The 25,720-nt window shown below is 62.1% G+C and carries 19 protein-coding genes; 5 read left to right on the forward strand and 14 right to left on the reverse strand.

Translation table 11 applies throughout. From position 1 onward, the window contains the following. Window positions 1–314 precede the first annotated feature (314 nt). On the forward strand, window positions 315–3,509 hold the full coding sequence (locus QM596_RS24510) for a (Fe-S)-binding protein (protein ID WP_283310147.1): 3,195 nt from the start codon (window positions 315–317) through the stop codon (window positions 3,507–3,509). A 177-nt stretch (window positions 3,510–3,686) separates the two neighbouring features. Here QM596_RS24510 and QM596_RS24515 read toward each other — a convergent pair whose 3' ends face one another. Then, the gene (locus tag QM596_RS24515) at window positions 3,687–4,142 is read right to left on the reverse strand and encodes a DUF8820 family protein (RefSeq protein WP_283310148.1); all 456 of its coding nucleotides are present in this window, start codon (window positions 4,140–4,142) and stop codon (window positions 3,687–3,689) included. A 60-nt stretch (window positions 4,143–4,202) separates the two neighbouring features. Next, on the reverse strand, window positions 4,203–5,465 hold the full coding sequence (locus QM596_RS24520) for a DUF6745 domain-containing protein (RefSeq protein ID WP_283310150.1): 1,263 nt from the start codon (window positions 5,463–5,465) through the stop codon (window positions 4,203–4,205). Window positions 5,466–5,710: 245 nt separating this feature from the next. Between QM596_RS24520 and QM596_RS24525 the strand changes: the two genes are divergently transcribed. After that, the gene (locus tag QM596_RS24525) at window positions 5,711–6,643 is read left to right on the forward strand and encodes a hypothetical protein (RefSeq protein ID WP_283310152.1); all 933 of its coding nucleotides are present in this window, start codon (window positions 5,711–5,713) and stop codon (window positions 6,641–6,643) included. On the opposite strand, the gene QM596_RS24530 is transcribed toward QM596_RS24525, so the two are convergent. Beyond that, a complete protein-coding gene (locus QM596_RS24530) occupies window positions 6,633–8,573 on the reverse strand; it encodes a S9 family peptidase (protein ID WP_046378116.1) in 1,941 nt (646 codons plus the stop codon). The two genes, QM596_RS24525 and QM596_RS24530, sit on opposite strands and share 11 nt — an antisense overlap. A gap of 76 nt (window positions 8,574–8,649) precedes the next feature. Between QM596_RS24530 and QM596_RS24535 the strand changes: the two genes are divergently transcribed. Continuing rightward, the gene (locus tag QM596_RS24535) at window positions 8,650–9,903 is read left to right on the forward strand and encodes a pyridoxal phosphate-dependent aminotransferase (RefSeq protein ID WP_019747413.1); all 1,254 of its coding nucleotides are present in this window, start codon (window positions 8,650–8,652) and stop codon (window positions 9,901–9,903) included. A gap of 488 nt (window positions 9,904–10,391) precedes the next feature. Beyond that, a complete protein-coding gene (locus tag QM596_RS24540; RefSeq protein ID WP_030535944.1) occupies window positions 10,392–11,654 on the forward strand; it encodes a YibE/F family protein in 1,263 nt (420 codons plus the stop codon). Between the two features lie 9 nt (window positions 11,655–11,663). On the opposite strand, the gene QM596_RS24545 is transcribed toward QM596_RS24540, so the two are convergent. Together QM596_RS24545 and QM596_RS24550 are read right to left on the reverse strand one after the other, a co-directional pair. After that, on the reverse strand, window positions 11,664–13,340 hold the full coding sequence (locus QM596_RS24545) for a DUF7159 family protein (RefSeq protein WP_283310155.1): 1,677 nt from the start codon (window positions 13,338–13,340) through the stop codon (window positions 11,664–11,666). A gap of 149 nt (window positions 13,341–13,489) precedes the next feature. Further along, window positions 13,490–14,809 (reverse strand): UDP-glucose dehydrogenase family protein, encoded by a 1,320-nt coding sequence (locus QM596_RS24550; RefSeq protein ID WP_060939105.1) that lies wholly within the window; start codon window positions 14,807–14,809, stop codon window positions 13,490–13,492. Window positions 14,810–14,917: 108 nt separating this feature from the next. On the opposite strand from QM596_RS24550, the gene QM596_RS24555 reads away from it, so the two are divergent. Continuing rightward, a complete protein-coding gene (locus QM596_RS24555) occupies window positions 14,918–15,442 on the forward strand; it encodes an arsenate reductase/protein-tyrosine-phosphatase family protein (RefSeq protein ID WP_069146129.1) in 525 nt (174 codons plus the stop codon). Here the strand turns inward: QM596_RS24555 and QM596_RS24560 are convergent. The 9 genes from QM596_RS24560 to QM596_RS24600 all read right to left on the reverse strand — a co-directional run bounded on the left by QM596_RS24560 (window position 15,414) and on the right by QM596_RS24600 (window position 25,720). After that, window positions 15,414–16,838, reverse strand: a complete 1,425-nt coding sequence (locus QM596_RS24560) for a tyrosine-protein kinase domain-containing protein (RefSeq protein ID WP_021333832.1) — start codon at window positions 16,836–16,838, stop codon at window positions 15,414–15,416. The two genes, QM596_RS24555 and QM596_RS24560, sit on opposite strands and share 29 nt — an antisense overlap. Window positions 16,839–16,968: 130 nt before the next feature. Continuing rightward, window positions 16,969–18,294, reverse strand: a complete 1,326-nt coding sequence (locus tag QM596_RS24565) for a UDP-glucose dehydrogenase family protein (RefSeq protein ID WP_020906581.1) — start codon at window positions 18,292–18,294, stop codon at window positions 16,969–16,971. A 53-nt stretch (window positions 18,295–18,347) separates the two neighbouring features. After that, window positions 18,348–19,316: a GDP-L-fucose synthase family protein gene (locus QM596_RS24570; RefSeq protein WP_020906580.1), complete on the reverse strand. Its 969-nt coding sequence runs from the start codon at window positions 19,314–19,316 to the stop codon at window positions 18,348–18,350. Continuing rightward, complete coding sequence (gene gmd, locus QM596_RS24575) at window positions 19,313–20,344, reverse strand: GDP-mannose 4,6-dehydratase (RefSeq protein ID WP_019747421.1); 1,032 nt, start codon at window positions 20,342–20,344, stop codon at window positions 19,313–19,315. Before gmd ends, QM596_RS24570 begins: the two co-directional genes overlap by 4 nt. 97 nt (window positions 20,345–20,441) lie before the next feature. Further along, entirely contained in the window at window positions 20,442–21,239 is a 798-nt protein-coding gene (locus QM596_RS24580) for a WecB/TagA/CpsF family glycosyltransferase (RefSeq protein ID WP_019747422.1), read from the reverse strand. A 5-nt stretch (window positions 21,240–21,244) separates the two neighbouring features. Next, entirely contained in the window at window positions 21,245–22,411 is a 1,167-nt protein-coding gene (locus QM596_RS24585) for a glycosyltransferase family 4 protein (RefSeq protein WP_283310161.1), read from the reverse strand. Beyond that, window positions 22,408–23,304, reverse strand: coding sequence for a glycosyltransferase family 2 protein (locus QM596_RS24590; protein WP_283310162.1), 897 nt, complete (start codon window positions 23,302–23,304; stop codon window positions 22,408–22,410). The genes QM596_RS24585 and QM596_RS24590 overlap by 4 nt, the downstream gene beginning before the upstream one ends. Further along, the gene (locus QM596_RS24595; RefSeq protein WP_283310164.1) at window positions 23,301–24,512 is read right to left on the reverse strand and encodes an MATE family efflux transporter; all 1,212 of its coding nucleotides are present in this window, start codon (window positions 24,510–24,512) and stop codon (window positions 23,301–23,303) included. The genes QM596_RS24590 and QM596_RS24595 overlap by 4 nt, the downstream gene beginning before the upstream one ends. Continuing rightward, on the reverse strand, window positions 24,509–25,720 hold the full coding sequence (locus QM596_RS24600) for a glycosyltransferase family 4 protein (protein ID WP_283310166.1): 1,212 nt from the start codon (window positions 25,718–25,720) through the stop codon (window positions 24,509–24,511). The genes QM596_RS24595 and QM596_RS24600 overlap by 4 nt, the downstream gene beginning before the upstream one ends.

A 25,720-nucleotide genomic window follows, 5' to 3' on the forward strand; every position in this document is an offset into this window, starting at 1 on the left:
ACCACCCGTTTCCCCTGTGCGTGACGGGCGTAACGATAACAGCCGGTCGGTTGTCCTCACCTGCCCGGAAACCGACTTAGGGCTGCCTGACAGAAAGGAGCCCGACGGCCACCGCCTAACGTGACGACCAGACATGTCTGCGTTTGACCAAGCCCGTCCGACGCAGAAGATTGATCTCTCCAGGCCACGAGCGGTTACCAGTCGGTATCTACAGGCTGGTAATGCTAGTTACTGGCGGGTAACATAACGCAGGTTAGTATCAGTGGGCTGTCCCGAGGTGGCCGACGCGTCGCCCTGAAACGAAAGGCCGCGACATGAATGCCCTGACGATTACGTTGGGCACGATTGGTGCTCTGCTGAGCTTGGTGTGTTGGTACATCTTCCTCTCAGGCGCGCTGAGGATGTTCAACACCGTGCGCATCGGCCAGTCGGCACCCGATCGATGGCGCCCGTTCTTCCCTCGCTTCAAACAGATGATCATCGAGTTCATCGCGCACACGCGCATGAACAAGTTCCGCAGCGTCGGCTGGGCCCACTGGCTCGTCATGGTCGGCTTCCTCGGCGGATTCCTGCTCTGGTTCGAGGCTTACGGCCAGACGTTCAACCCCGAGTTCCACTGGCCCATCTTCGGTAACACGTGGGCGTGGCACCTGTGGGACGAGATCCTGGGCCTCGGCACCGTCATCGGTATCACCACGCTGATCGTGATCCGTCAGCTCAACCACCCGCGCCTGCCTGCGCGCCTGTCCCGGTTCGGCGGCTCCAACTTCAAGGCCGCCTACGTCATCGAGGGCATCGTCCTGCTCGAGGGCCTGGGCATGATCATGGTCAAGGCCGGCAAGATCGCGACCTACGGTCACGCCAACCCGTGGACCGACTTCTTCACCATGCAGGTCGCCAAACTGCTTCCCGCCAGCCCCGTCATGATCTCGGTGTTCGCGTTCGTCAAGCTGATGACCGGCATGATCTGGCTCGCGATCGTGGGCCGAAACATCACCTGGGGCGTCGCCTGGCACCGCTTCTCCGCGTTCTTCAACATCTACTTCAAGCGTGAAGACGACGGCACCGTCGCGCTCGGCGCGGCAAAGCCCATGATGTCCAAGGGCAAAGTCCTGACGATGGAGAACGTCGACCCCGACACCGACACTCTCGGCGCCGGAAACATCGAAGACTTCTCCTGGAAGGGCTGGCTCGACTTCACCACCTGCACCGAGTGCGGGCGTTGCCAGTCCCAGTGCCCTGCTTGGAACACCGGAAAGCCGCTCTCCCCCAAGCTGCTCATCATGTCGCTGCGTGACCACGGCTACGCCAAGGCCCCGTACCTGCTCGCTGGTGGACGCAAGGACATGGGCGGCGACGAGATCGGACTCGTCGACAGCGAAGGCAACGTCAAGGAAGCCGCACTCGCAGCCATCCCCGAGGCAGCACGCCTCGAGGCCGACCGCAAGCTCGTCGGTGAAACCGTCGAAGGTGAGATGGCCCCGGTCATCGACGCCGAAACCTTGTGGAGCTGCACCAACTGCGGCGCCTGCGTCGAACAGTGCCCCGTCGACATCGAACACGTCGACCACATCATCGACATGCGTCGCTACCAGGTCCTGATCGAATCGGAGTTCCCCTCCGAGCTCGCCGGCCTGTTCAAGAACCTCGAGAACAAGGGCAACCCCTGGGGCCAGAACTCCAAGGACCGTCTCAACTGGATCAACGAGATGGACTTCGAGATCCCCGTCTTCGGCAAGGACGCCGACAGCTTCGAGGACTACGAGTACCTCTTCTGGGTCGGCTGCGCCGGCGCCTACGAAGACCGTGCCAAGAAGACCACCAAGGCCGTCGCCGAACTCCTTGCCACCGCGGGAGTGAAGTTCATGGTCCTCGGCGCCGACGAAACCTGCACCGGCGACTCCGCACGTCGTGCCGGCAACGAGTTCTTGTTCCAGCAGCTCGCAATGCAGAACATCGAGATGCTCAACTCGGTCTTCGACGGTATCGAGCAGAAGAAGCGCAAGATCGTCGTCACCTGTGCGCACTGCTTCAACGCCCTCGGCAACGAGTACCCGGAGGTGGGCGGCGACTACGAGGTCGTGCACCACACTCAGCTGCTCAACCGTCTGGTGCGCCAGAAGAAGCTGATCCCGGTTGCGTCCGTGAGCGAAGACGTCACCTACCACGACCCGTGCTTCCTCGGACGCCACAACAAGGTTTACGACGCTCCCCGTGAACTCATGGAAGCCTCAGGCTCCAAGCTCGTCGAAATGCCGCGTCACGGCGAACGTTCCATGTGCTGTGGTGCCGGTGGTGCTCGCATGTGGATGGAAGAGAACATCGGCAAGCGCATCAACGTCGACCGCGTCGACGAAGCGCTCTCCACCAACCCCAAGAAGATCGCCACGGGTTGCCCGTTCTGCCGCGTCATGCTCACCGACGGCGTCACTGCCCGCCAGGAGCAAGGCCAGGGCGAAGGCGTCGAGGTCGTCGACGTCGCGCAGCTGATGCTGAACTCCGTCACCCGCCTCGATCCCGCCCAGCTCGGCGAGAACATCAAGGTGATCCCGCGTGAGAAGGCCCCGGTCGCTGCTGAGGCAAAGGCTGAGACCGTCGAGCAGGATCGGGTCGCCGAAGTCGAGGAAGCCGCCGCGACTCCGGAAGCCAAGGCTGCACCGGCAGGCAAGGGTCTGGCCATGAAGGGCCTCGCCAAAGCACCAGGCGCAAAAGCTCCCGGAGCCAAGGCACCAGGCAAGGGCCTCGGAATGGCCGGCGGGGCAAAGGCTCCCGGCGCCAAGAAGGCAGCTCCCGCCGCAAGCGCGGAAGCTCCCGCCGCCGAAGCTGCTGCACCGGCCACACCTGTGGCAAAGCCCAAGGGGCTCGGTCTTGCGGGCGGAGCCAAGGCTCCCGGCGGCAAGGGACTGCAGATGAAGGGCGCCGCCAAGGCACCCGGAGCAAAGGCCGCTGCCGCACCGGCAGCGGAAGCACCGGCAGCTGAGGCTGCTGCACCCGAAGCTGCTGCACCCGTCGCCAAGCCGAAGGGTCTGGGCCTGGCGTCGGGCGCCAAGGCTCCCGGCGGCAAGGGACTGCAGATGAAGGGCGGGGCCAAGGCTCCTGGTGCGAAGGCTGCACCTGCTGCTGAAGCACCTGCCGCTGCTCCGGCTGCACCCGCCGCTGCACCGGCATCTGCACCGTCAGAGGCTCCGGCCGCCGAGGCGGAAGCCCCGAAGGCTCCACCGGTCGCCAAGGCCGGCGGACTCGGATTCAAGTCGGGCGCAAAGGCTCCCGGCGCTCGGAAGGCAGCTCCTGCTGCAGCCCCGGCGCCAGCTGCGGCACCGGCTCCCGAGGCCGAACCCGTGAAGGCAGAACCCGCCGCCGAACCCGTGAAGGCAGAACCCGCCGCCGAAGCACCTGCTGAAGCGTCCGCACCCGCGGAAGCTCCGGCTCCTGCTGCCGCGCCGCCCGCCCCCAAGGCAGGTGGGCTCGGATTCAAGGCCGGCGCAAAGGCTCCCGGCCGCAAGAAGTAACCGCTCCACACGCGAATGCCCTCACCGTCATGGTGAGGGCATTCGTGTTTGTGTGGGGAGCCAATCCCGACCGAGCACCCTTTCCCTCGACTCAACACACCTTGCTCTACGCGGAAAGCGGTGCTCGCCGTGGACAAGTGGTGCTCACTCCCCCGCTGCCAAATCGAGGTCGCCCTGTCAATCTGCGACAAGCATCACCGCACCGCGCGCACGCCCGACGCCCCTTTCCTGCTGCCGTCCGATGACGTATCGCCCCGGAGCGATTCCGGTCGCGCCGTGCTCCGGATGGATCAGGTACGCGGTCACTCGGGTGTCGAGCATGCCGAGCGCAAGGCCCCGAGCATCATTCACCGGCGTCGACCACGTGCACTCCCCTTCGTCTGCAACCAGACTGTGGGGGTTACCGCCCGCCGCGCTTCGCAGCAACTCCACTCCCGAGAGCGGCACTCTCACAGAGCGTGTCCACGGCAGAGGCGCCACGATATTTGCGAGCAGCGAAAACGGGATCACGATGAGATCGCCCTGCGCCTGAAGTCCGTCGATCACAGGAATGGACACTTCCTGGTCCAGGTAGTCGAAGACATCGAGGCCGGTGAGGGTGGTGAGAGCGGACAAGGTCATGTTCGAGTTCATAAGTATCACCAAGGGTTTGAGGATTGAGGGTTTGAGGATTGGGGCTTGAGGGGTCGAGATTCAGGTTCGACGAACGAGACGGGAGTAATCGGCGCCGGTGATGCCGTAAGTCCAACCGGCGGCATCCAACGCGGAGGTAAACCATCCGGGTACGTGAAGGCCGTATCGACGCCGATGCCCGTCGCGTTCGAAAGAACCGTTGACCGCGAGGAGAATGCGTCCACTTCGGCCCCAGCCCTCCGGTGACGCGTAGAGCTGCAGCAGGCAACCGACATTACCGGGATCGTCGGCTTGGTCGACCAGTGTCAGGCCGGCCAGCTCGATGTAGGAATCCCACCCGATCCGCTCGATTGCACATCGACGGATCTCTACATTGCGCTCGTGTGCGATGCGTTCGGCGGTCGGGTCGAGCACTACCCAGTCGGGAACGATCGCTCCGTGCAGAACGAACGCCTTTGTTCCGTCTGCGAATTCGAGTGCCGGGGAATCAGAGTGGTGGAGTCGGCGTTCTCCCCGCGCACTGCCCGGTATCCGCTCCGAGTGCAAGACCCTGGGTCGTTCCGCCATGATGCACACGTCGTCGAACGCCCACCACCACCCGGTCGAGTCAGCCAGTGCGGTCTGCACATCGAGAAGTTCACGGTCTTCCGAGCGGAAGGTCGCAAGACCGTATCGATGGCATGTGTCGTAGTACGCGATTCGATGGGCGTCCTGCTGCCCGTACCAGGTCACTCCACCCGCCACCGGGGTCGACATCGTTCGTATCGCAGCTGCGACGCCGTCGAACAGTGTGGTGTGCAACGATTCCCAGATTGCGGATCTGATGATCCGCGCTGGATTGACGCGGCGCTGAGTCGAACCCCGCTGATCCGACCCCTCGGACACGCTGGCACCAACGCCCCCGAACGCGCGACGTTCCATCTTCCAGCGTTCTATCTGCCAGTCAATGCTCCGACGTTCGATACGCGCGTTCATACGTCGGCGCGACGCCGAAAACATGCTCGCGATGTGCCCGCAAGCGCAGTCGAGTCCAGTGCCGTCGAAGGACATCTTGTTCGACAGACCTTCGGCGGCGATCAGATCCGATCCAGCAGAGGGCGACTGAACCCAGACGAACTCCGGTTTTGGGAGCCCGGATCGTCGGTATAGTTGCGCGACAGCAGATTCTGCCGTGGATCGATCGGCCGGACGTGTACACAGACCGCGTTCGAGCCATACGTCGCGGACTGCTTCCAAGGCCTGATTGTCTTCATCGAAGATATCGATGTTCTCGGTCGATGTCGCTCGACGTGACGTCGACGAGCGAAACGGTGCGGCGCTCACGCGACGGTGGCGGTGTCCGCCTTTCCTGTAGTCATAGTTCAACAGCCTGGCACGCAAACGCTCCGGACGCAAGGGTTGCCTAGAGTGCGACACCGAGAACCTGCCACCGTTTCCCCACACCCAACACCCTCTCCAGCGACGCGAAACCGGTTCGAACTGTGGACAAGTGGTGTTCACTCACGGCTATCCACAGCCCAGGGTTCACGGCTTCCTTTCCAGTGCCGGGCGCAGCAAGATCGATCGGTATGGGGGAACAAATACGCATCATCCGTCGGCCAGAGCAACTGTCGAAAGGTCGTACCGATTCCGAGATCCGGCAGGCCTGCGCGAGTGGAAACTGGTCCAGAATCCATCGCGGTGCCTACGTACCCAGCGACCACCTGTCCCGCCTCGACGCCTACGGGCTACATCGATTGCGCGTCGAGGCTGTGGCCGGTACCGCTTCGGCACATGCAGCGGTCAGCCACATCTCGGCAGCGGTGGTGCACGGCTTCGAACTCTGGAACACTCCGCTCGAAGTTGTGCACCTCTCTCGGGACCGACGAGGCGGTGGCCGTAAATCCGCTCGACGACACGTGCACTCGGTATCGTTCACCGACGACGAGGTCACCCACGTCGGCGGCCTGCGCGTCACGACTCCGGCACGAACTGTTGCGGATCTCGCGAGGACGCTCCCTTTCGAACCGGCTCTCGTGGTGGGCAATTCAGCATTGCACCGTTCAGCGTTGACCAAAGATGCAGTTGCGGCCTCGCTTGCACTCAGCCCGAACCATCCGCGCCATCGACATGCGCTCCACGCGCTCACCGCGATGGACTCGCGCATCGAAAGCGTCGGTGAATCACGGAGCCTCGCATTGTTCCTGCAGGAGCACTTACCACTCCCCGAACCCCAGGTCGAAATCCACGACGCCCGAGGGTTGGCCGGCCGCGTCGACTTCCTGTGGCGTGAGCAGCGCACCATCGGAGAGTTCGACGGCCGCATCAAATACGGCCGACTGGTGCCCGCCGGTCGCAGCGCCGAGGACGTGCTCTGGAACGAGAAGCTCCGCGAAGACCGACTCCGTGACGCGGGGTGGGAAGTCGCGAGGTGGACGTGGGCCGACCTGTCGACCCCGTCACTGGTGGTAGGCCGGATCCTCGCGGCCTTTGCGCGCAGCCGCGGGGCCGTCAGCTACTGATCGCAGGCTTCCACAGCTCGAGCGTCGCAATGCCGGGTGGGGTGAATCCGAGCACCTGCCCGTAGAAGGACAGCTCGGCGTTGCGTGAGCTGATGATGGTCGACTGCTTGCGGAATCCGTGAGATTCACCCTCGTAGGCCAGGTAGGCATGCGGAATACCCTTGGTCACCAGAGCATCCCGGAATCGCTCCGCCTGCGAAGGTGGCACGATCGGATCGTCGAGACCCTGGAGCAGCAACACCGGGCAGTTCAACCCGTCGACGTTGTTGAGCGGAGCACGTTCCGCGTACAGGTCGGCAGATTCCGGCAGCGGGCCGATCAAACCGTCGACATAGCGCGATTCGAAATCGTGAGTTTCCTGCACGAACAGGTCCAGTTCGGCCACGCCGAAATAGGAAGCACCACAAGCGAACACGTCGGACGTCGTCAGTGCGGCCAGAACGGTCCATCCACCGGCAGATCCGCCTTCGATGGCAAGGCGGGCCGGATCGGCAAGCCCTTGCTCAGCCAACCCGGTGACGGCGGTGACGACGTCCTGCACGTCGACGACACCCCACTGTCCGCGCAGCCGGTTGCGGTACTCACGTCCGTAGCCGGTCGACCCGCCGTAATTCACATCGACGACGCCGATTCCGCGGCTGGTGAAGAAGGCGTAGACGAGGTTGAGGGCCGGGGCGACGTGCGCCGTCGGCCCACCGTGAACAAACGCAACGTATGGCGGCAGTTCGCCGTCGAGTCCTTTGTATCGCGGACTGCGCGGCGGATACGCAACGGCGTGAACTTCTCGCCCGTGTCCGTGAGCCACGACAGCTCGCGCTTCCGGAAGGTATGCAGACTCGGGCAATTCTTCGACCGACGAACGGATTTCGGTGAGTTCGCCGGTACCGAGGTCGAACTCGCGTAGCGCGCCCGCCAGTTTCGCGCCTCCCGAGGTGAGCAGCAACCGATCGCCGCGAACCTGCATGAGGCCGATGCTGGTGACACCCGGGATCGCGATGTCGCGCAGTTCCCCCGACGCCGGATCGAGTACCGCCAGCGTGTCGGTTCCCACCGTGCGTGCGGTGAGAAGGTGCCCGTTGTCGAGTTCGACGAACCAGCGCGCACCGAAGCGCCACTGTGGGCCACCGAAATCCGCATCCACCGGGCAGATCGGGGTGATCTTGCCGCCGACGCGATAGATGTTCCACCAGCCGCTGCGATCACTGATTGCGTAGAGTTCGTCGTCGGTGATCCACTCCGGTTGCAGGACGGACTCTTCAAGTCCGCCGATCAGCACGGAGTACTTCTGAGCGACGCCGTCAACGAGTGGAGCTACCCGCAGTTCGGTACCGTCCCAGGGCATTTGCGGATGGTTCCACGCGATCCAGGCTATTTTGGTTCCACTCGGCGAAAGCCTCGGTGACGAGAGGAAGTCCGAGCCGCCGACGATCGAGCGAATCTTGCCGGAACCGTCCAGCGGAATCGCGCAGATATCGCGAGTGATCGCCCCGTCCTCCGCGTGCGCTTCCCGAACCGCCCACACCTCACCGTTCACGATCTGCAGGTCTGCGTATCGCAACGCGGCCGGCGACGCGGGTTCAGGCGTCAGAGCCCGCGGAGTGACTCCTTCGAGGATGTACACCCGTTGATCGGAGAATTCACTGAAGACCAGTTTTCCGGACTCGGTGACGGTCCAGGCGCCACCGCCGTACTCGTGAACCCTGGTCCGGGCGTTCCACGGCGCAGGGAGGATGTCGACGGGTTGGTTGTCGAGACCGGATCGACGGATCGATGTCCGACCACCCTCGGTCGGACGAAGTTCAGCCCACCAGATCTCGTCACCGACGTATCGTCCACCCTCGACAGGGTGGCCACCTGCAGCCAGATCCGCTGCTCCGATCGGAGAAGTCCACGATCCGTACGGGGCTGCAATCTGCTCGCTGGGGGTCATCGCTCGACAATAGCCAACTGGTCGCGCGACACGGTCCCCGACAATGCACTTGCACAGTGGTGGAATCATGTAACTCGTGAGCACACCAGAACCCGTCCGCCATCGTCAGCCGCAGCGCGAGCTGGAGCAGTCGTCGAAGCTCCAGAACGTCCTGTACGAAATCCGTGGGCCGGTGCACGCGCATGCCGCCCGGTTGGAGGCGGAAGGACACCGGATCCTCAAGCTCAACATCGGCAACCCGGCACCGTTCGGATTCGATGCTCCCGACGTGATCATGCGGGACATGATCGCTGCCCTGCCCTATGCGCAGGGCTATTCGGAGTCGAAGGGCATTCTGTCGGCGCGGCGCGCAATCGTGACGCGTTACGAGCTGGTTCCCGGCTTCCCCGAGCTCGACGTCGACAACATCTACCTCGGTAACGGTGTTTCCGAGCTGATCACGATGACCATGCAGGCCCTTCTCAACAACGGCGACGAGGTTCTGATCCCAGCGCCGGACTACCCGCTGTGGACTGCGATGACGAGCCTGTCCGGAGGCACGCCCGTCCACTATCTCTGCGACGAGGCCAACGACTGGAATCCCGATATCGCCGATATCGAATCCAAGATCACCGACAAGACCAAGGCTCTCCTCGTCATCAACCCGAACAACCCCACGGGTGCGGTGTACTCCATGGAGGTTCTGCAGCAGTTGGTCGATCTGGCACGCAAGCATCAGCTTCTGCTGCTCGCCGACGAGATCTACGACAAGATCCTCTACGACGACGCAAAGCACATCTCGCTGGCAACACTTGCCCCTGATCTGCTCTGCCTGACCTTCAACGGCCTCTCGAAGGCCTACCGCGTCGCCGGCTACCGCTCCGGCTGGGTGGCGATCACGGGCCCGAAGGATCACGCCGCCGGCTTCCTCGAGGGACTCGACCTCTTGGCGTCGACCCGCCTGTGCCCCAACGTCCCCGGACAGCACGCCATTCAGGTCGCCCTCGGCGGACACCAGAGCATCGAAGACCTGATCCTGCCCGGCGGTCGCCTGCTCGAGCAGCGCGACGTCGCGTGGGAGCGATTGAACATGATTCCGGGTGTTTCGTGTGTGAAACCCCGCGGTGCGCTCTACGCGTTCCCTCGTCTGGATCCGAACGTCTACGAGATCCACGACGACGAGAAGTTGGTTCAGGACCTGCTTCTCCAGGAGAAGATCCTGATGGTTCAAGGCACCGGATTCAATTGGCCGAACCACGATCACCTTCGGATCGTGACCCTTCCGTGGGCCCGGGATCTCGCCGTGGCCATCGAGCGATTCGGCAACTTCCTCACCAGTTACAAGCAGTGATTTCGGCCCGTCGAATCGGGCAAAATCAGGTAAACAATTCGTTGTACAAATACCCCGTAAACGTAAAAGTGCGGGGTATTTGTGAGACCTTGGTCACAACATTCGCATACCAGGCGGTTTGATTGACACTTTAACTATTTAGTGACCTGCCCTGATGCGAAAACGGTCCAACCGGTACGTGATTCGTCGTGAAATTGGTAGTTGGACAACGCGCCAAACCCGATTGAAATTGGGTACATTGGTTATCAGCACTTCGGTGCCGCGAGCACCTGGTATCCCTCCCCCCCCTGTGGATACCAGGTTGGTGGCGGGGACAACCCCCCCTGTTCCCCGCCACCCAGCTCGACCAATCCCAGTTTCGCCTCTTTCCCGGAAATCACCTGTGCCGACGCTGTCGTCGATCGACACTATCCGCAGAAGCTGACCATTCGCTTCGGAGCCGATAACATTGCACCGGTGCAAATCCCCAGTCCGACACTCAGTTTCCGATGAGTCACGGCCACGGCCACGGTGGCCCCATTCAGATCGGCCCCACCGCATCACGCGTCGTCATAGGCTTGCTCGTCGTCATCGGCATGGTTGTCGTCGCGGCAGCTGTCGCGCTGTGGCCGGACAAGAACACCATTCCCGTCCCGCTCCCCTTTCAGAATGCCGACGGCAGTTCGGTGGAGACCGAGGCGGGCACCGTCACGATGCAGGATCTCGGCGACTGCGGAAGTTCCTCCGCCGGAAGGGTATTCGTCGGTGCACCGCAACCGCCACCCACCTCCGCCTATCAGTGCCAGCGCAGTATCGTCGATATCGAGTCCGGGCCGAATGCCGGAACGAAGACACTCCTCGAGATCATCCCGGGTGCCGGACAACCGGATCTACGGGTCGGTGACCACATTCGCCTGGTGCGTCAGACCGACCCGAACGGAAACACGCAGTACTCCTTCGAAGACTATTCGCGTGGTCTCCCACTGGCGCTGATCGTCATCGCGTTCGCCGTCGTCATCATCGCCGTTGCGCGGTGGCGCGGACTACGCGCACTCGTCGGTCTGGTGATCGCCTTCGGCGTCGTCGTCGGGTTTCTCCTGCCCGCATTGCTCGACGGTAAGCCTGCGATACCGGTTGCACTGGTCGCCGGCGCGGTGATCTTGTACGCGGTTCTCTATCTGGCGCACGGTGTCTCACTCAAGACCAGTTCGGCTTTGCTCGGCACCCTTGCCGCGATGGTGCTCGCTGCCGTTCTCTCCTACCTCTGTATCGAACTGACGCACCTCACCGGGCTGTCCGAAGAGCAGAACACCAATGTGCAGACATACATCGAGCACATCGACATCACGGGCCTGCTGCTGGCGGGCTTCATCATCGGATCGCTCGGTGTTCTCAACGACGTCACCATCACCCAGGCATCTTCGGCGTTCGAGTTGGCCGAACTCGACAAGCACGCACCCCGCCGAAAGGTGTTCAGCGGGGCGATGCGGGTCGGACGCGATCACATCGCCAGCACGGTCTACACCTTGGTTCTCGCGTACGCCGGCGGGGCGTTGCCACTGCTTCTGCTTTTCAGCGTCAGCGGTCGCCCTCTTCAGGACGTCCTGGTCGGTGACGCTGTAGCGATCGAAATCGTACGGTCCGCGGTCGGCGGGATTGCTCTGGCGCTATCTGTTCCGCTCACTACTGCTATCGCCGTGATTCTGGCTCGCCCACCCGGTAGTGCGGTCAAGGCCGGCCCCACGTCAGGCGGCCGACACTCCAAACGCTGAAAGCGAGCCTCAGAGTCCGGGAATCGGTGGGAGAACCGGTAACAGAATCGGCGGAAGCCCCGGAATGTAGATCGCGGGCGGTGGCGGCGCGGGAGCGGGCGCGGGCGGCACGTAAGTGTCCTGCACGACTGGCGGAGCCTCGACGACCGGAGGGGCTTCCTCCGTCGTCGTCGGGGGCGGGGTCGTTGTGGTCGTAGGCGGCGGGGTAGTCGTGGTCGTCGGCGGCGGCGTAGTCACCTCGGTTGCCACAGGTCCGGCATCCTCGGAATCGAAGACCTTTCCTCCGTAGCCCAATCCCAACCCCACGATCACGATCGCCGCGATCACACCGGCGCCGAGGCCCGCGAACCGTAGCGGGTTTCTCGGCTCTTTGGATGTCGATTCGACGGGTTGTGTCCCGGCGAGCCAGGACGGGTGTGCGGTTCCTGCCCCGGGTGCCTCGCCTTCGTACATCGCCGAGTACGCCTGGGCGTCAACCATCACAGCCTCGGTGTCGGCGTCATGTTCTGTACCGAATCCGTCCGTGGCCTGGTCGCTGTCGGCGACCGCGAGATTTGCGGCCGGATCGAATCGTTGCTCGTGTCGGTTCGGTCGCGGCTGAGGCAGTTCCGCCGCGTAAGGGCTCGGCACCTGTTCCTGCGGAACGGACTTCGTGCCGGAAGCGGCTTCGGACAAGGCATTCGGCCGCTCCGATTCCGCGAGCGTTGCCACCCCTCCGTGGCTGAACGCCTGAACCGGAACGGGTACCTCCGCCGGGGTGTGGATCGGATACGGCGCAAAGATCGGCGCTACAGCCGGAACCTGAACCGGGGCAGATACCGCGCGCGCCGATGGCGTCATCGACGACTCCGCGATCAGCGCAGCGCCTTGCGCAGTCACGAGTTCCGGCTGCTCGGGCGCGATGAGGGGGCACTTCAGCCACGCGGCGAGGGTCGCCCGCACGATCGGAATGCGTGCACCGCCACCGATCAGGAGAATCGCGTCGGGGTTACGGCCGGACGTTGCGATGACCTCTCGTATCTCGCGTGCGAAGGCCTCCACCGACGTGACGACCAACGAATCGAAAACTTCCCGCGACAGCAGGAGAAGCCCGCCGGGCCCGGGCAGGCACACCGCACTTCGTGAGGACAGCTGTTCCTTCGCGAGTCGGCATCGCGCCTGCAGTTCGGCATCGCCACCCGGGTCGGCCGGCGTAGCTATACGGCGACGCACGGTCTGATCCGAGTAAACGAGCTCGTCGAAGTGATCTCCGCTGACCCGCGTCGACCGGGCGGTGACGACGGTAGACCGCATCTGCCTGTCCACAATGCTGATCGTCGATCCAGAACTACCGATGTCGACGACGACGAGTGTGCTCTGGTCGGTCAGCGCACCGGACTCCTCGAGCATTCGAAGCGTCGCGACTACTTCGGGAACCAGCTCGAAGTTGTCGATGCCTTTCTGTTCGAACGCTGTTTGGAGTGCTCCGGCCTGCGCTTGATCCCGGTAGGCGACGACCGTATTGCTGCCGAGATCGGCATTCTCGGTCAAGGCCACGCCGGTTGCCTCCGCTGCGACTTCCTCCGGAATCTCACGACCGCGATCGACGGCTCTGGATCGGAACACCGGACCACTGTGGTCGGGCGTCCCCGGGCGCGCCAAACGCACAGCGCTGGCTCCCACCGTCACACCCAAAACCAAGTTCATGATCCACCTTCGTCGACCGGCGACGGGTTCCGTCAGCAGACCCCGTCATTCCCCGGCCGGAAGTCTACCCACTGGGCATGGTCTGCGAGGTTCGCGCATCTCACCTAAGGCCTTCTCGCAGCTATTTTTTCGCAACCTGGACGGTCGACCTACCGCCCCAATCCGCGGTAGTTCCAACCGGCGCCGCGCCACAGGTCCGGATCGAGGCAATTTCTGGCGTCAACGATCACCCGCCGCCGAACGAGCGGTTCCAAATCGCCGGGCACGAGTGAGGCGAACTCGTCCCATTCCGTGGCGATCAAGACCACATCAGCATTTCTGCAAGCTTCTGACGTGGAGGTTGCATAGTGAAGGGTGGGAAACAGTCGGCGAGAATTGTCCATGGCCTTCGGATCGAAAACGGTGACCGCTGCCCCGTGCAACTGCATCATTCCGGCAACGTTGAGCGCAGGCGAATCGCGTACATCGTCGGATTCGGGCTTGAACGCGGCCCCCAGAACCGAGACGTTAGCTCCCAGCAAACTGCCATCGCAGGCTGCCGTCACCAGTTCCACAGCTTTTGTGCGTCGTCGCATGTTGATGCTGTCTACCTCGCGGAGGAAGTACAGGGCCTGGTCGACACCCAATTCCCCGGCGCGTGCCATGAACGCCCGAATGTCCTTCGGCAGGCACCCACCGCCGAACCCCAAGCCCGCATTGAGGAACCGTCTACCGATCCGAGCGTCGTACCCGAGAGCGTCGGCCAACATCGTGACGTCGGCGCCGGTCGCCTCGCACACCTCCGCAATCGCATTGATGAAGGACACCTTGGTCGCGAGAAACGCGTTCGCAGATCCCTTGACCAACTCGGACGTCGCCAGATCGGTCACGAGGAACGGCACCCCAGCGCCCAGTATCTCGGCATACACCTCGCGAAGAACGCCTTCGGCGTTTCCCGGCCGGTCACGATCGATCCCCAGAACCAACCGGTCAGGGCTCAAGGTATCCGCGATCGCGTGTCCCTCACGCAGGAACTCCGGATTCCAGGCCACCTCTACCGAGCCACCCGCCGGCGAATTCGCTCGCAGTCGCTCGCCGAGCGCCGCTGCCGTGCCTACCGGCACCGTCGACTTCCCGACTATCAGCGAAGGCTTTCGCAACAACGGCGCCAACATGTCGATCACCGAATGAACATGACTGAGATCTGCGGCGTACTCCCCCTTCTTCTGGGGCGTCCCCACACCGACAAAATGGATGTCGGCAAAATCCGAGGCATCGGCGTAGGAAGTCGTGAACTGCAGCCGACCCGACGCCAGATTCTTCTCGAGCATGTCGGTCAGACCCGGCTCGAAGAACGGGACCTCCCCACGAGACAACTTGTCGACCTTGGACTGGTCGATGTCGACTCCCAGCACGTCGTGACCAAGTTCGGCCATACACACTGCGTGGGTCGCCCCCAGGTATCCCGTTCCGAACACGGTCATCTTCATGTGTTGTTGGTATGCGTCCGAACTTTCCGAAACGCGTACGCCAGGTGGGCGCGAAACCAACATCGGGCGTACGACGAGTGCGTCGCGCGTGCAACCTATGCTTCTGCCATGCACGTTCTCTTCGTTTGTACGGGAAACATCTGCCGATCACCCACTGGCGAACGCCTTGCACGTGCCTATGCCGCCGAAGCCGGAGTTTCCGGATTCACCGCGTCGAGTGCCGGAACCCGGGCGATGGTCGGACACCCGATCGAGCCGACTGCTGCGAGGGTTCTCGCGGGGCTCGGCGGCGACCCCACGGAGTTTCAAGCCCGACGCATGACAACAGCGCTGGCCTCGGACGCCGACCTCATTCTCACGATGACCGAAAGTCAGCGAGACAAAGTCCTGGCGATGGCTCCGGCGCGGCTCAAGCGCACGTTCACACTTCGAGAAGCCGCACGGTTGGGCTCGCTCGCAGATGCACGAACTGTCGAGGACCTCGCCGCCGCCAGGCCCCGATTTCGTGCCGCCGAACCCGAGGACGTCATGGATCCGATGGGTAAGGAAGAGAACGTGTTTCACGAGATCGGACTTGAGATCGCTGATCTCCTCGGCCCGCTGCTCAGCCGACTTCGCTTCGGTGAGCGCTGAGAGCGGGCACCGCGGTCAACTGCGGTAGCGACTTGTCCGACTCGTAGTAGTAGCTGTACTCGTACGCATTGCGTCCGCGAGACGGCGTCATCGTGATGACAGTGCCCAGGACGTGTGCACCCACACTCTGTAGGTTTCCGACCGCGCGCGCCAGTTGATCGCGCTTCGTGGAGCCGTGTCGGGCGATCACCAGAGCACCGTCCGACATCGCGGCCAGGACCGCGGCATCCGTGACGGGTAGCAACGGCGAGGCGTCGATGATGACGTAGTCGTATCGCGCCCGCAGTTCATCGAGAACATGTTTGGCCGTGTCCGTGCCGAGTAGTTCGCTCGGGTTCGGCGGGATCGGTCCGGAGGCGAGCACTGTCAGCCCGTCGAATTCGGTCGGCTGAAGCACATCGTCCAGCGTCGCTTGACCGGAGAGCACCGAACTGACGCCGACGCTTCCGATCAACCCCAGATACTTCGACACTCGCGGCTTCCGGAGGTCGCCTTCCATCAGGCACACTGACTTACCGGCCTCCGCCAAGACAAGAGCGATGTTCACGGCGGTCGTCGTCTTACCCTCGGAGGGAAGCGAACTCGTGACGACGATGACACGCGGTGGATGATCCACCTCGAGGAACTGAAGGTTGGTGCGCAATTCACGGAAGGCTTCGGCACTCACGGAATTTCCGTCACTGAAAGTGATCGCATGGTTGACTTCGACGACTTTGTCGAACGGGATCGTGCCCACCATCGCCGCACCCGCAATCTCTTCCACCGTTCGACGATCCTTCACCGTGTTGTCGAGTCGATCGCGAATCAACGCAAGCGCGATTCCCGACACCAGTCCCGCCACTGCTCCGAGAGCGAGATTGCGCGAAGTCTTGGGCGAAACGGGAACAGACGGCTCTTGGGCCTGTTGCTCGACGACCACACGTGCAGGCGGCGTTCCGCCGTTCTCGGGTGTCTCCAGTTCCTTTGCCAGTGCGACGAATTCGGACGACAGAGTATTTGCGATCTCTCGCGCGAGCTCCGGTGAAGGATCCTTGACTCCGAGGTCGATCAACACAGTGTCGGGCGCCGACGTCGCAGTGACCTTGGAGGCCAACTCTTCAGCCGACATCCCGCCGACCACCCTCGGTCCCAGTTCGTCGATCGTCCGCTGCGCAAGTGTCCGGCCGGTCAGGAGTTTTGTATAGGACAGAACTCGCTGCTGTGAAAGTTGACTGCCCTGCAGTGCCTCGTTGACCGAGGTACCCGCCGACGTCGAAACGAACAGCCTCGTCGAGGCCTGGTAAACGGGCGTCGAAAGAAGAGAAGCGCAAAGGGCTCCCAGGATTCCGAGCACGGTTACAGCAGCGACTATTCGCCATCTGGCTTGCAATATCTTCAGGTAGTCGACAATTTCCATCTTGATGTCTCCTTCGGCTCACGCATGTCCACTGCGGGTCTGAGCGGTCTTTGCCGGTCAGACCGCGAGGGCGAACCGGGCTTTCTCAATTTCGATATCGATCAGCTGCGACGGACGAAACGTCCTGTGCTCACGGGCGTCCCAGTCCGCGGTAGTTCCAACCTGCGCCTCGCCACTCGTCGGGGGAAAGGCAATTGCGCCCGTCGACGATCACCTTCTTGCGAACGACTGCATCGAGATCGGACGGCTGCAACTTCAAGAATTCGGGCCACTCGGTCAACACCAGGACGACATCGGCGCCTTCGCACGCCTCCAACGCATTTGCCGAATAGGTCAACGTCGGGAACAGCGCACGCGAATTGTCCATGGCCTTCGGGTCGTACACGTTCACTGCTGCGCCTTGAAGCTGAATCTGACCCGCGACGTTGAGCGCCGGCGAATCACGAACGTCGTCCGAGTCCGGTTTGAACGCGGCACCCAGAACTGCGACTCTCGCACCGAGAAGCGATCCGCATGCCTCCCGCGCCAGTTCGACCATGCGTGTCCGTCTGCGCATGTTGATGTTGTCGACTTCGCGTAGGAACGTCAGTGCTTGGTCGGCACCGAGTTCACCGGCGCGAGCCATGAAGGCACGGATGTCCTTGGGTAGGCAACCGCCGCCGAAACCAATTCCCGCGTTGAGGAATCGACGTCCGATCCGAACGTCGTACCCGATCGCGTCGGCGAGCACTGTGACGTCGGCGCCAGCAGCCTCGCACACTTCGGAAATCGCGTTGATGAACGAGATTTTCGTGGCCAGGAATGCATTCGCTGACGCTTTGACCAACTCGGACGTAGCGAGGTCCGTGACGAGAAAGGGAATTCCCTCATCGAGGAGGTCTGCATAAACCTCGCGCGCAGCGGATTCCGCGCGACCGTGTCGACCGCGGTCGACCCCGAGCACCAGACGATCTGGATGCAATGTGTCCTGGACGGCAAACCCCTCGCGCAGAAACTCGGGATTCCATGCGACTTCGACGCCGTCACCAACCGGTGCCAGTTCCCGCGCGCGCTTACCGAGCCGTTCCGCGGTTCCCACCGGCACCGTGGACTTCCCGAAGATGACCGCGGGTTTGGTGAGCAGCGGTGCCAGAGTTTCGATCACGGCATCCACGTAGACCATGTCAGCGGCGAACTCACCCTTCTTCTGCGGCGTACCGACCCCGAGGAAGAACACGTCCGCAAATTCAGCGGCTTCCTCGTAAGACGACGTGAACTTCAGCCTTCCTCGATCGATGTTTCGTCGTAGGACCTCGCCCAAACCTGGCTCGTAGAAAGGAACTTCCCCTGCTGCCAGTTTCTCCAGCTTGGCCGCGTCGACATCCACTCCGAGGACCTCGTGACCGAGTTCGGCCATACACGCCGCGTGTGTCGCGCCCAGGTATCCCGTGCCGAAAACTGCTATGCGAGTGCTCATGTTGCTCGATCTGCTTTCTCGACAGTGTGTGAAGTGTTGATGGGATGGGTAATTCAGGTGCGTACGGCACCGATGTTGTCTCGGTACCACGAGACCGTCGACGCGATTCCTTCGCGCAATCCGATTGTCGGCCGCCATCCGAGTTCACGAATCATGCTCACGTCCAGAAGTTTCTGCATTGTTCCGTCAGGCTTCGAGGTGTCCCACCGCGTCTCGCCGGTGTATCCGACCTCGTCGGCGACCATCGAAGCGATCTCACGAATTGTGTGGTCCTCGCCGGTTCCCACGTTGACGTGCGATGCACCGTCGTAGTTGTCGAGCAGATGCAGACACGCCGACGCCAGATCGTCGACATGCAGAAATTCACGTCGAGGATTGCCACTCCCCCAGTTGACAACCAACGGCACTGCGGATGACTGCGCCTCGTCGTAGCGCCGAACGAGGGCGGGAAGTACATGCGATCCACGCGGCGAGAAATTGTCTCCCGGGCCGTACAGGTTGGTGGGCATCGCCGAGATCCAGGATCGACCATGCTGCCGCCTGGCAGCTTGAACATGGAGTATTCCCGCAATCTTTGCTATTGCATAGGCGTCGTTGGTCGGCTCGAGATGCCCGGTGAGCAGGTATTCCTCCTTGATCGGCTGCGGCGCCAATTTCGGGTAGATGCACGATGATCCGAGGAACAGGAGACGCTCGACGCCGTGTGCAAGGGCAGCGTCGAGCACGTTCACCTGGATACGGAGATTCTCCGACAGGAAGTCGACGAGGAACGTGCTGTTCGCCGCAATCCCCCCAACTTTTGCTGCTGCAAGGATCACGTTGGTCGGCTTTTCGCGGGCGAAAAAATCGAAAACAGCTTCACGGTCACGCAGATCGAGTTCGGCGGAGGTCTGTCCGAGCAACCGGGAGAAGCCGGCAGATTCCAGTTTTCGCCACACCGAAGAGCCGACCAGACCTCGGTGTCCAGCCACGTAGAACGGTGCGCCTCGATCGAGTGGTCGCGCTGCGAATGAATCACTCATCGCGTCGCCAACCAGTCGGGAAGTGCCGGAGTGTCGATCCACGGGCGCCCTTCATGTTCGAGCGCTTCGATGTCTGCCTCGACCATGATCCGGGCCAGTTCGGGTGTGTGCACGCCGGCCTTCCAACCGAGTTTGCGCTCGGCATGGCTCGGATCCCCGATCAGTGCGTCCACCTCGGTCGGCCGAAGATACCGTTCGTCGAATCGAACGTGGTTCTCCCAGTTCAGACCTGCGTGTTCGAAAGCGACTGTGAGGAAGTCGCGCACCGAGTAGTTGCCACCGGTGGCCAGCACAAAATCCTCAGGCTCGTCGACCTGCAGCATGCGCCACATTCCCTCGACATACTCCGGCGCGTACCCCCAATCGCGTATCGCATCGAGATTACCCATGTACAGATGATCCTCGATCCCGGCCTTGATACGGGCGACTGCCCGCGTGATCTTGCGCGTCACGAACGTCTCACCGCGCCTGGGGGACTCGTGATTGAACAGAATTCCGTTCACCGCGAAGATTCCGTACGCCTCACGGTAGTTCTTGGTGATCCAGTACGAGTACACCTTCGCCGCACCGTAGGGCGAGCGTGGATAGAACGGTGTCTCCTCGTTCTGCGGCGGTGGTGTGGCACCGAACATCTCAGAGCTCGACGCCTGGTAGAACCGGCAGTCGAGTCCGGCCATCCGAACCGCCTCCAGTAGTCGGATCGACCCGACACCTGTCGTGTTCCCCGTGTGTTCGGGTTCGTCGAAGCTGACTCTGACGTGAGACTGCGCAGCGAGGTTGTATACCTCGTCCGGTTTGATCTGCGCGAGCAGCGTCACCAGGCGCGCTCCGTCACTGAGGTCACCGTAGTGAAGGAAAAGCCGTGCATCCGCATGGTGGGGGTCCACATAGATGTGGTTGATCCTCGAAGTATTGAACGTCGACGATCGACGGATCAGTCCGTGAACCTCGTAGCCTTTGGAGAGCAGCAACTCGGCGAGGTAAGAGCCGTCCTGTCCCGTGATTCCGGTAATCAGTGCGCGTTTCATCCTGCGTTCCTTCCGTTGCGGGACAGCCCGCCTGATAGTTGCGAAACCACGGTTGTGGTCCGTATTCCTCCGAATCGCCCGGCAGTCTTGATCTCGCTCATGTGCGTCCCCCCGAACGGCCGAGGAACTTTCGAATGTCGCGCGATGCCAACCGAACGAATGTCGAGTTACCGAACAGGTAGCGCCGCCACAGACGTTTGGGTTCCGATGCAAGTCGATACAGCCACTCGAAACCCGAGTTCTGGACGAAAGATGGTGCTTCCGAAACAGTTCCGGCCAAAAAGTCGAAGGCCGCGCCGACACCGACGGCCACGTAGTCGGTTCGATCCGCTATCGCCTTCGTGACAAAATCCTGCTTCGGAGCTCCCAAGCCGACCCACACGATGTCCGGGGCCGACGGACCGACCTTCGTGATGATGTCATCGACGAACTCCTTGCTGAACGCGGCAAACGGCGGGGCATAAGTGCCAGCCACCTCGATGCCCGGGTATAACTCCTCGACTCGATCCGTCAAGAGGCTCAACGTCTCTTCTGTCGTGCCGACAAAGTGGTGACGAAGGCCGTAGCGGCGCCCCTTGTCCAGGGTGGCCTCGAAGAACGACGGACCCCGGACTGGTCGAACACCGACGTGATCGGAAGCGGTGCCGCCGATCAGGCGCATCACCCAGTTGACCGGGGTTCCGTCTGCGAAGTTCACACCGGGACCCTTCAAAACCGCTGAGTAGTCGCGATCGCTGTGCGCCGCCGACACGCAGTAGGAATTCGACAACCTCACGGAGACTCCGGTTCCCGCTCCCTCTCGTCTGTCGTTGACTACCCAATCGGTAGCTCCCTCGAGATTGGTCGCGGCAAACGGAATGCCACCCACCTCGATGACCTCGAACGGACTGCTCATCTGTCTCACCACTTCTTCGAGTTCGTTTGTTGACGTTCATTGCACTGGCCGTAACTGCGCGACAAGACCGATGTCAACCGAGATCGAGTCCAATCACGCTGCGGTTCAAAGAAAGAAAGTTCTGTCTCGACAACCGATCGAGCGATACGAGAGGCGAGAGTCGACGCCGGAGCAACCGGGATCGCCACGGCGTTCCTACCGGCCAGTGTCGGCACACCGCCGAGATCCAAACAGACCACCGGGAGGCCCACCGCAGCCGCTTCGGCCGCCACCCAGCCGCCCGAATCGTGCATGCTCGGGAAGAGCAGAACGGAGGAGGACCCCATCTCGCCCACCACTTCCGATCTGTCGCGCCACCCGCGAAGCGTGACCTGACCGCGCCGATACGGAAGCGACTTCTCGATCCGCCCGCGGGCGGGTCCGTCCCCGACAAAGGTCATGGACCACTCGGTGCCCAAATGCTCGAGCGCGTCCAGAATCAGGTCGATTCCTTTGTACTGCAACAGTCTTCCTACGAACAAGAGCCTTCGTTTCGGCCTGGGTACCGCTTGCTTCTCGATTCCGTCGTAGTCCAGAACACAATTGGGTTGGATGACGACGTTGCGTGCCCGCGGTGCGCCACGTCCGCTGTCGGAGTTCATCGCGATGAAAGTGTCAACTCGTCCGGCCATGAAGATATGTGTCAGTGACCGAACGGCTTTCGTCGAGCAGGTTCGAACTACCGTGGATGCCAGATACCGCACACCGATGCGCTTGGCGAGCGGCATCGGCGGGTAGGTGTTGCCCCCGGCAGGCCCCCATACGAGTCGTGCGCCGCCGGCTCCACCGAACAGCACCGGTGGAGGCAGCCAGTCGGAGGCGAACGTTGCATGGTGCAGGACGTCGAAGTTTGCCGCTTCACGCCGAACGAACACCGAAGTGCGCCAGAGCCATCGGAGGTAGCGACCGTACGATCCGGCTTCTTCCGCGGTCAAAGTCGCTATTCGCACGACACGAACTTCGCAACCGAGCTTTTCACACTCCGATTCCAATGCGGTCGCCTCACCGGAGCGAGTCACCACCGTGATCGACTCACACAGTTCGGAAGCCGCCGAGAGAAGCGCCCAACCCGCACCGGATTCACTCCCCTGATTCGGATCGCAGGCGTATGCCGTCATCAACAACCGTGTCATCGCGCTACCACCAGCCTCTGTGCGCGCGGCTTCCGAGAATCGCGGCAGCTGAATCGCTCTGAGAACCAACCGATGTTGCGTGCACCGTGGTCGAGAACCACGCGTTTGATCCGTGGACTGATCAGGGCAACGGGGATCAACGTCGCCGACGCGAGTACGAGCAGAGCGCGTTTGGCACTCTGAGCCGTCAACAGTGGCAGGTCGAACTGTCCCTGACAGACCGCGAGGATTCGTCCGTTGTTGACATACCGGGCGAAGAGCCAGGAGTCCCGACGCCGATTCTCGTCGACGGGTTCGTACGCAAGCGCCTCGTCGCACCACAACAACCGGACACCGCCGGCGCTCATTCTGAGCGTGAACTCGGTGTCCTCGCCGCCAGGTAGATCCCAGTCGTCACTGAAGTTCAAGCCGTTCAAAGTCTTCAGGTCCAACAACAGATTTCCAGCGCCTGCAGACGCGACCGGGGTGCCGGTCGAATGGCGAACGCGAGTGTGCAATGGAAGTTCTGAGGCAGGCAGACCCACCGGAATCACAGGACCGGCCACAGCACCTGCGTCGAAATCTGCGGCGCAGGTGAGGAGATTCGACAGCCAGTCGACATCGACGTACTCGTCGTCGTCGACGAAGACGATGTACCGACGATCTCGTGCACGGGCGAGATCGACCAGCGCACGTCGCGCCGGAGATACCCCGCCGAATCCGAGATGCAGTCGTTCGATCCCGTCGGCAACATACGTCGGTGTGGTGGATTCCGGGTCGTTGTCGCCTACTACGACCTGGGCGGAGACACCGGAAGCCTGGATCGATGCCCGGACGCTGTCGATGCATACAGCCAGTTCCGATTCGCGACGGAAGGTCAGAATCGCCACTATGACGCCGCTGGGATTCTTCATGAGAGGTCAACTTTCGGTCGGGCGCCACGGTTCATCGAGACCAGGAGTGCGACGCTCGCGCTGACGCACGCCGACGCGGCCAATGCTCCTGCGACGTGTACGGCGCTGTCGGTCAGTCCTGCCCCGAGAACGATCAGAAACTGCAGAGGCAACAGCAAGGCGCGAAATCTGTTGAGGTTTCCCGTCTTGTCCACGACGCGGATCGACGTGCCGACTCCCAGCAGAATCCCGTTGAACGCCACCGCCAACCCGCAGAGCAGAATGACCGGTATCAAGTTCGGAAAGTGCGGTCCGACCAGATGATCCATCAATCGCACTCCCGAGAGTCGAATCTCGAGTGTGAGACAGATCAGCGAAACGCAGATGATCGAAACCCAGAAGATCTGCAAGCCCACTCGGCGGCCGAGTGCCATGCACTCGCTCGCGCTCATCGCTTCGACACCACTGCCGAACTTACGCATCAGAATTGGCGAGATGCCCGCGAACATCAAGGACAGTGGACCGAGCAGTGTCTGGGCAGTTCTGATCTCACCGATCATCGAGATCGACGCCACCACGGTGAGTATCAAGAACATCGCTTGCTGCGCAGCTGATCCCATCAATATCTCGATCGCAAACGGCACGGATCTGTATCGGTGAGTGCGCGAGTACCTGACCGACGGCACCGGCGGTACCAGACGCATGGATGCGTGACCGAGCGCGAGCGCGACGAAGACACCGACCGTATAGGTCACGAGTGCAAGTGTCAGATTCTCGACCAGGAAAGCTGCAATAAGGACGAACGAGAGTGTCACGATCTGTATCGACGCAGAGATCCAACTCGCTCCGTCGTGCATCAGCATCGTGCGTATCACGTCCAAAACCACGAAACCAGCTGCAGCCAAGGCGTATACCGTGAGATTCATCGAGTCCGAGCCGGCGATCAGGAACAGTGCCCACACCGATGTCACCGATACCGCCGCCAGCACGATCGTGGGTGCCAACGCCGGTCCACGCTCGTCGGACCCCGCCCCTCGCGACAGCCAGACGTCGACGCCGATCGCTCTCCCCAGTGCCAGTGCCAACAGACCCGCCGATTGAATCACGGCAACCTGGCCGACTTCGATCGGACCACCGAGTCGTGCCACCGAGGTGAGAACGACAAAAGTGAGGACGCTCGAAAGCCCTTGATCGGCCATGAATGTCACATGCCGAGTGCGATCGTTCACGATCTCACCTCGTTGATGAGCTCACGCATCGACGTCGCCGCTTTGCGCGATGTGAAGCGATTCGAGTAGTGACGATAAGCGGATCTGCGTATCGCCGATCGGTCGTCCGCTCCGAAGATTCGGTCGAGGGCCTCGCGTATCGACGACTCTTCCAAGGTATGGAGAGGCGTTCCGCCCGGTCCGACGATGTCCGCGAGTGCACCGCTGGTTGCGTAGATGACCGGGGTGCCAACCGACATCGACTCGATCGCAACCCGCCCGAACGGTTCTGCCCACTGAGACGGCACCACGGACGCCGCACTGTCGCGGAGTATCTCGATCACATCTTCGTGTGAAGTGAATCCGGCCAGCGTGACGTTGTCGAGAGCTGCGCTTATGCTGGAGATCTCGCCGTACTGTGGTCCGTCACCGAGAACTGTGAGCGAGGGACTTCCAGCGCCCTGCGGCCAGTTGCGCACCAAGTCCAGGACGCCCTTCTCCGGTGTCAGTCGGCTGACGCACACAACCGCATCAGTGCTCCGGAACTCGGGTTCATTTTCTTCGAATCCGAAGTTCGGACGAACCACGACGCGGCCAGAATCGATCAGTCGTCCCTCGACCAGACGTGCTGTCATTGCGCTCGTTGCGACGAACCTGTGCTGCTTCCACCCCAAGACGCTCAGCTTGACCGCCGCAGCGCTCAGGTAGCAGACAAGGCTCTGCAGTCGGCTGTTTCCGTAGCATCCGTTGCGGACACAACTCGTGAAGTAATTGGTGGAACCGCATTCGGTGCACGTGCCATCTGCGCGCAACTTGGCTGACGGTGTGGCCAGGCGATAGTTCCGAACCGCCTGCAACGTAGGAATTGCGGCGGCTCGTGCGGCCACGAGCAACGAAGCCGAGAACGCCGGCCAGAGATTGTTCACGTAGACGATGTCCGGTCGCTCCGAACGAATGATGCGCAACGCATCGACGAGTACTCGAGGACTGAACACTGCGGTGACTGCCGCCCACGGTCCCCGGGAGATCTTGGAATTCTCGGTGGTGCACTGAACCGTCTCGTATCCGATCGATTCGAGGAGCTTGGATTCGTTCGCGAAGCTCTGCTCCTCACCACCCGGATTCCGATAGATCGCATGGAACATCAAGGCTTTCGGCGGCGTGGATCCACCGGCGGACGTCGGGTTCACTTCAGGCTTCGAACGCGCCACATCGAACGACTTGTACAT

The organism is Rhodococcus sp. IEGM 1406, from assembly GCF_030056745.1.
Lineage (GTDB): Bacteria > Actinomycetota > Actinomycetes > Mycobacteriales > Mycobacteriaceae > Rhodococcus_F > Rhodococcus_F erythropolis.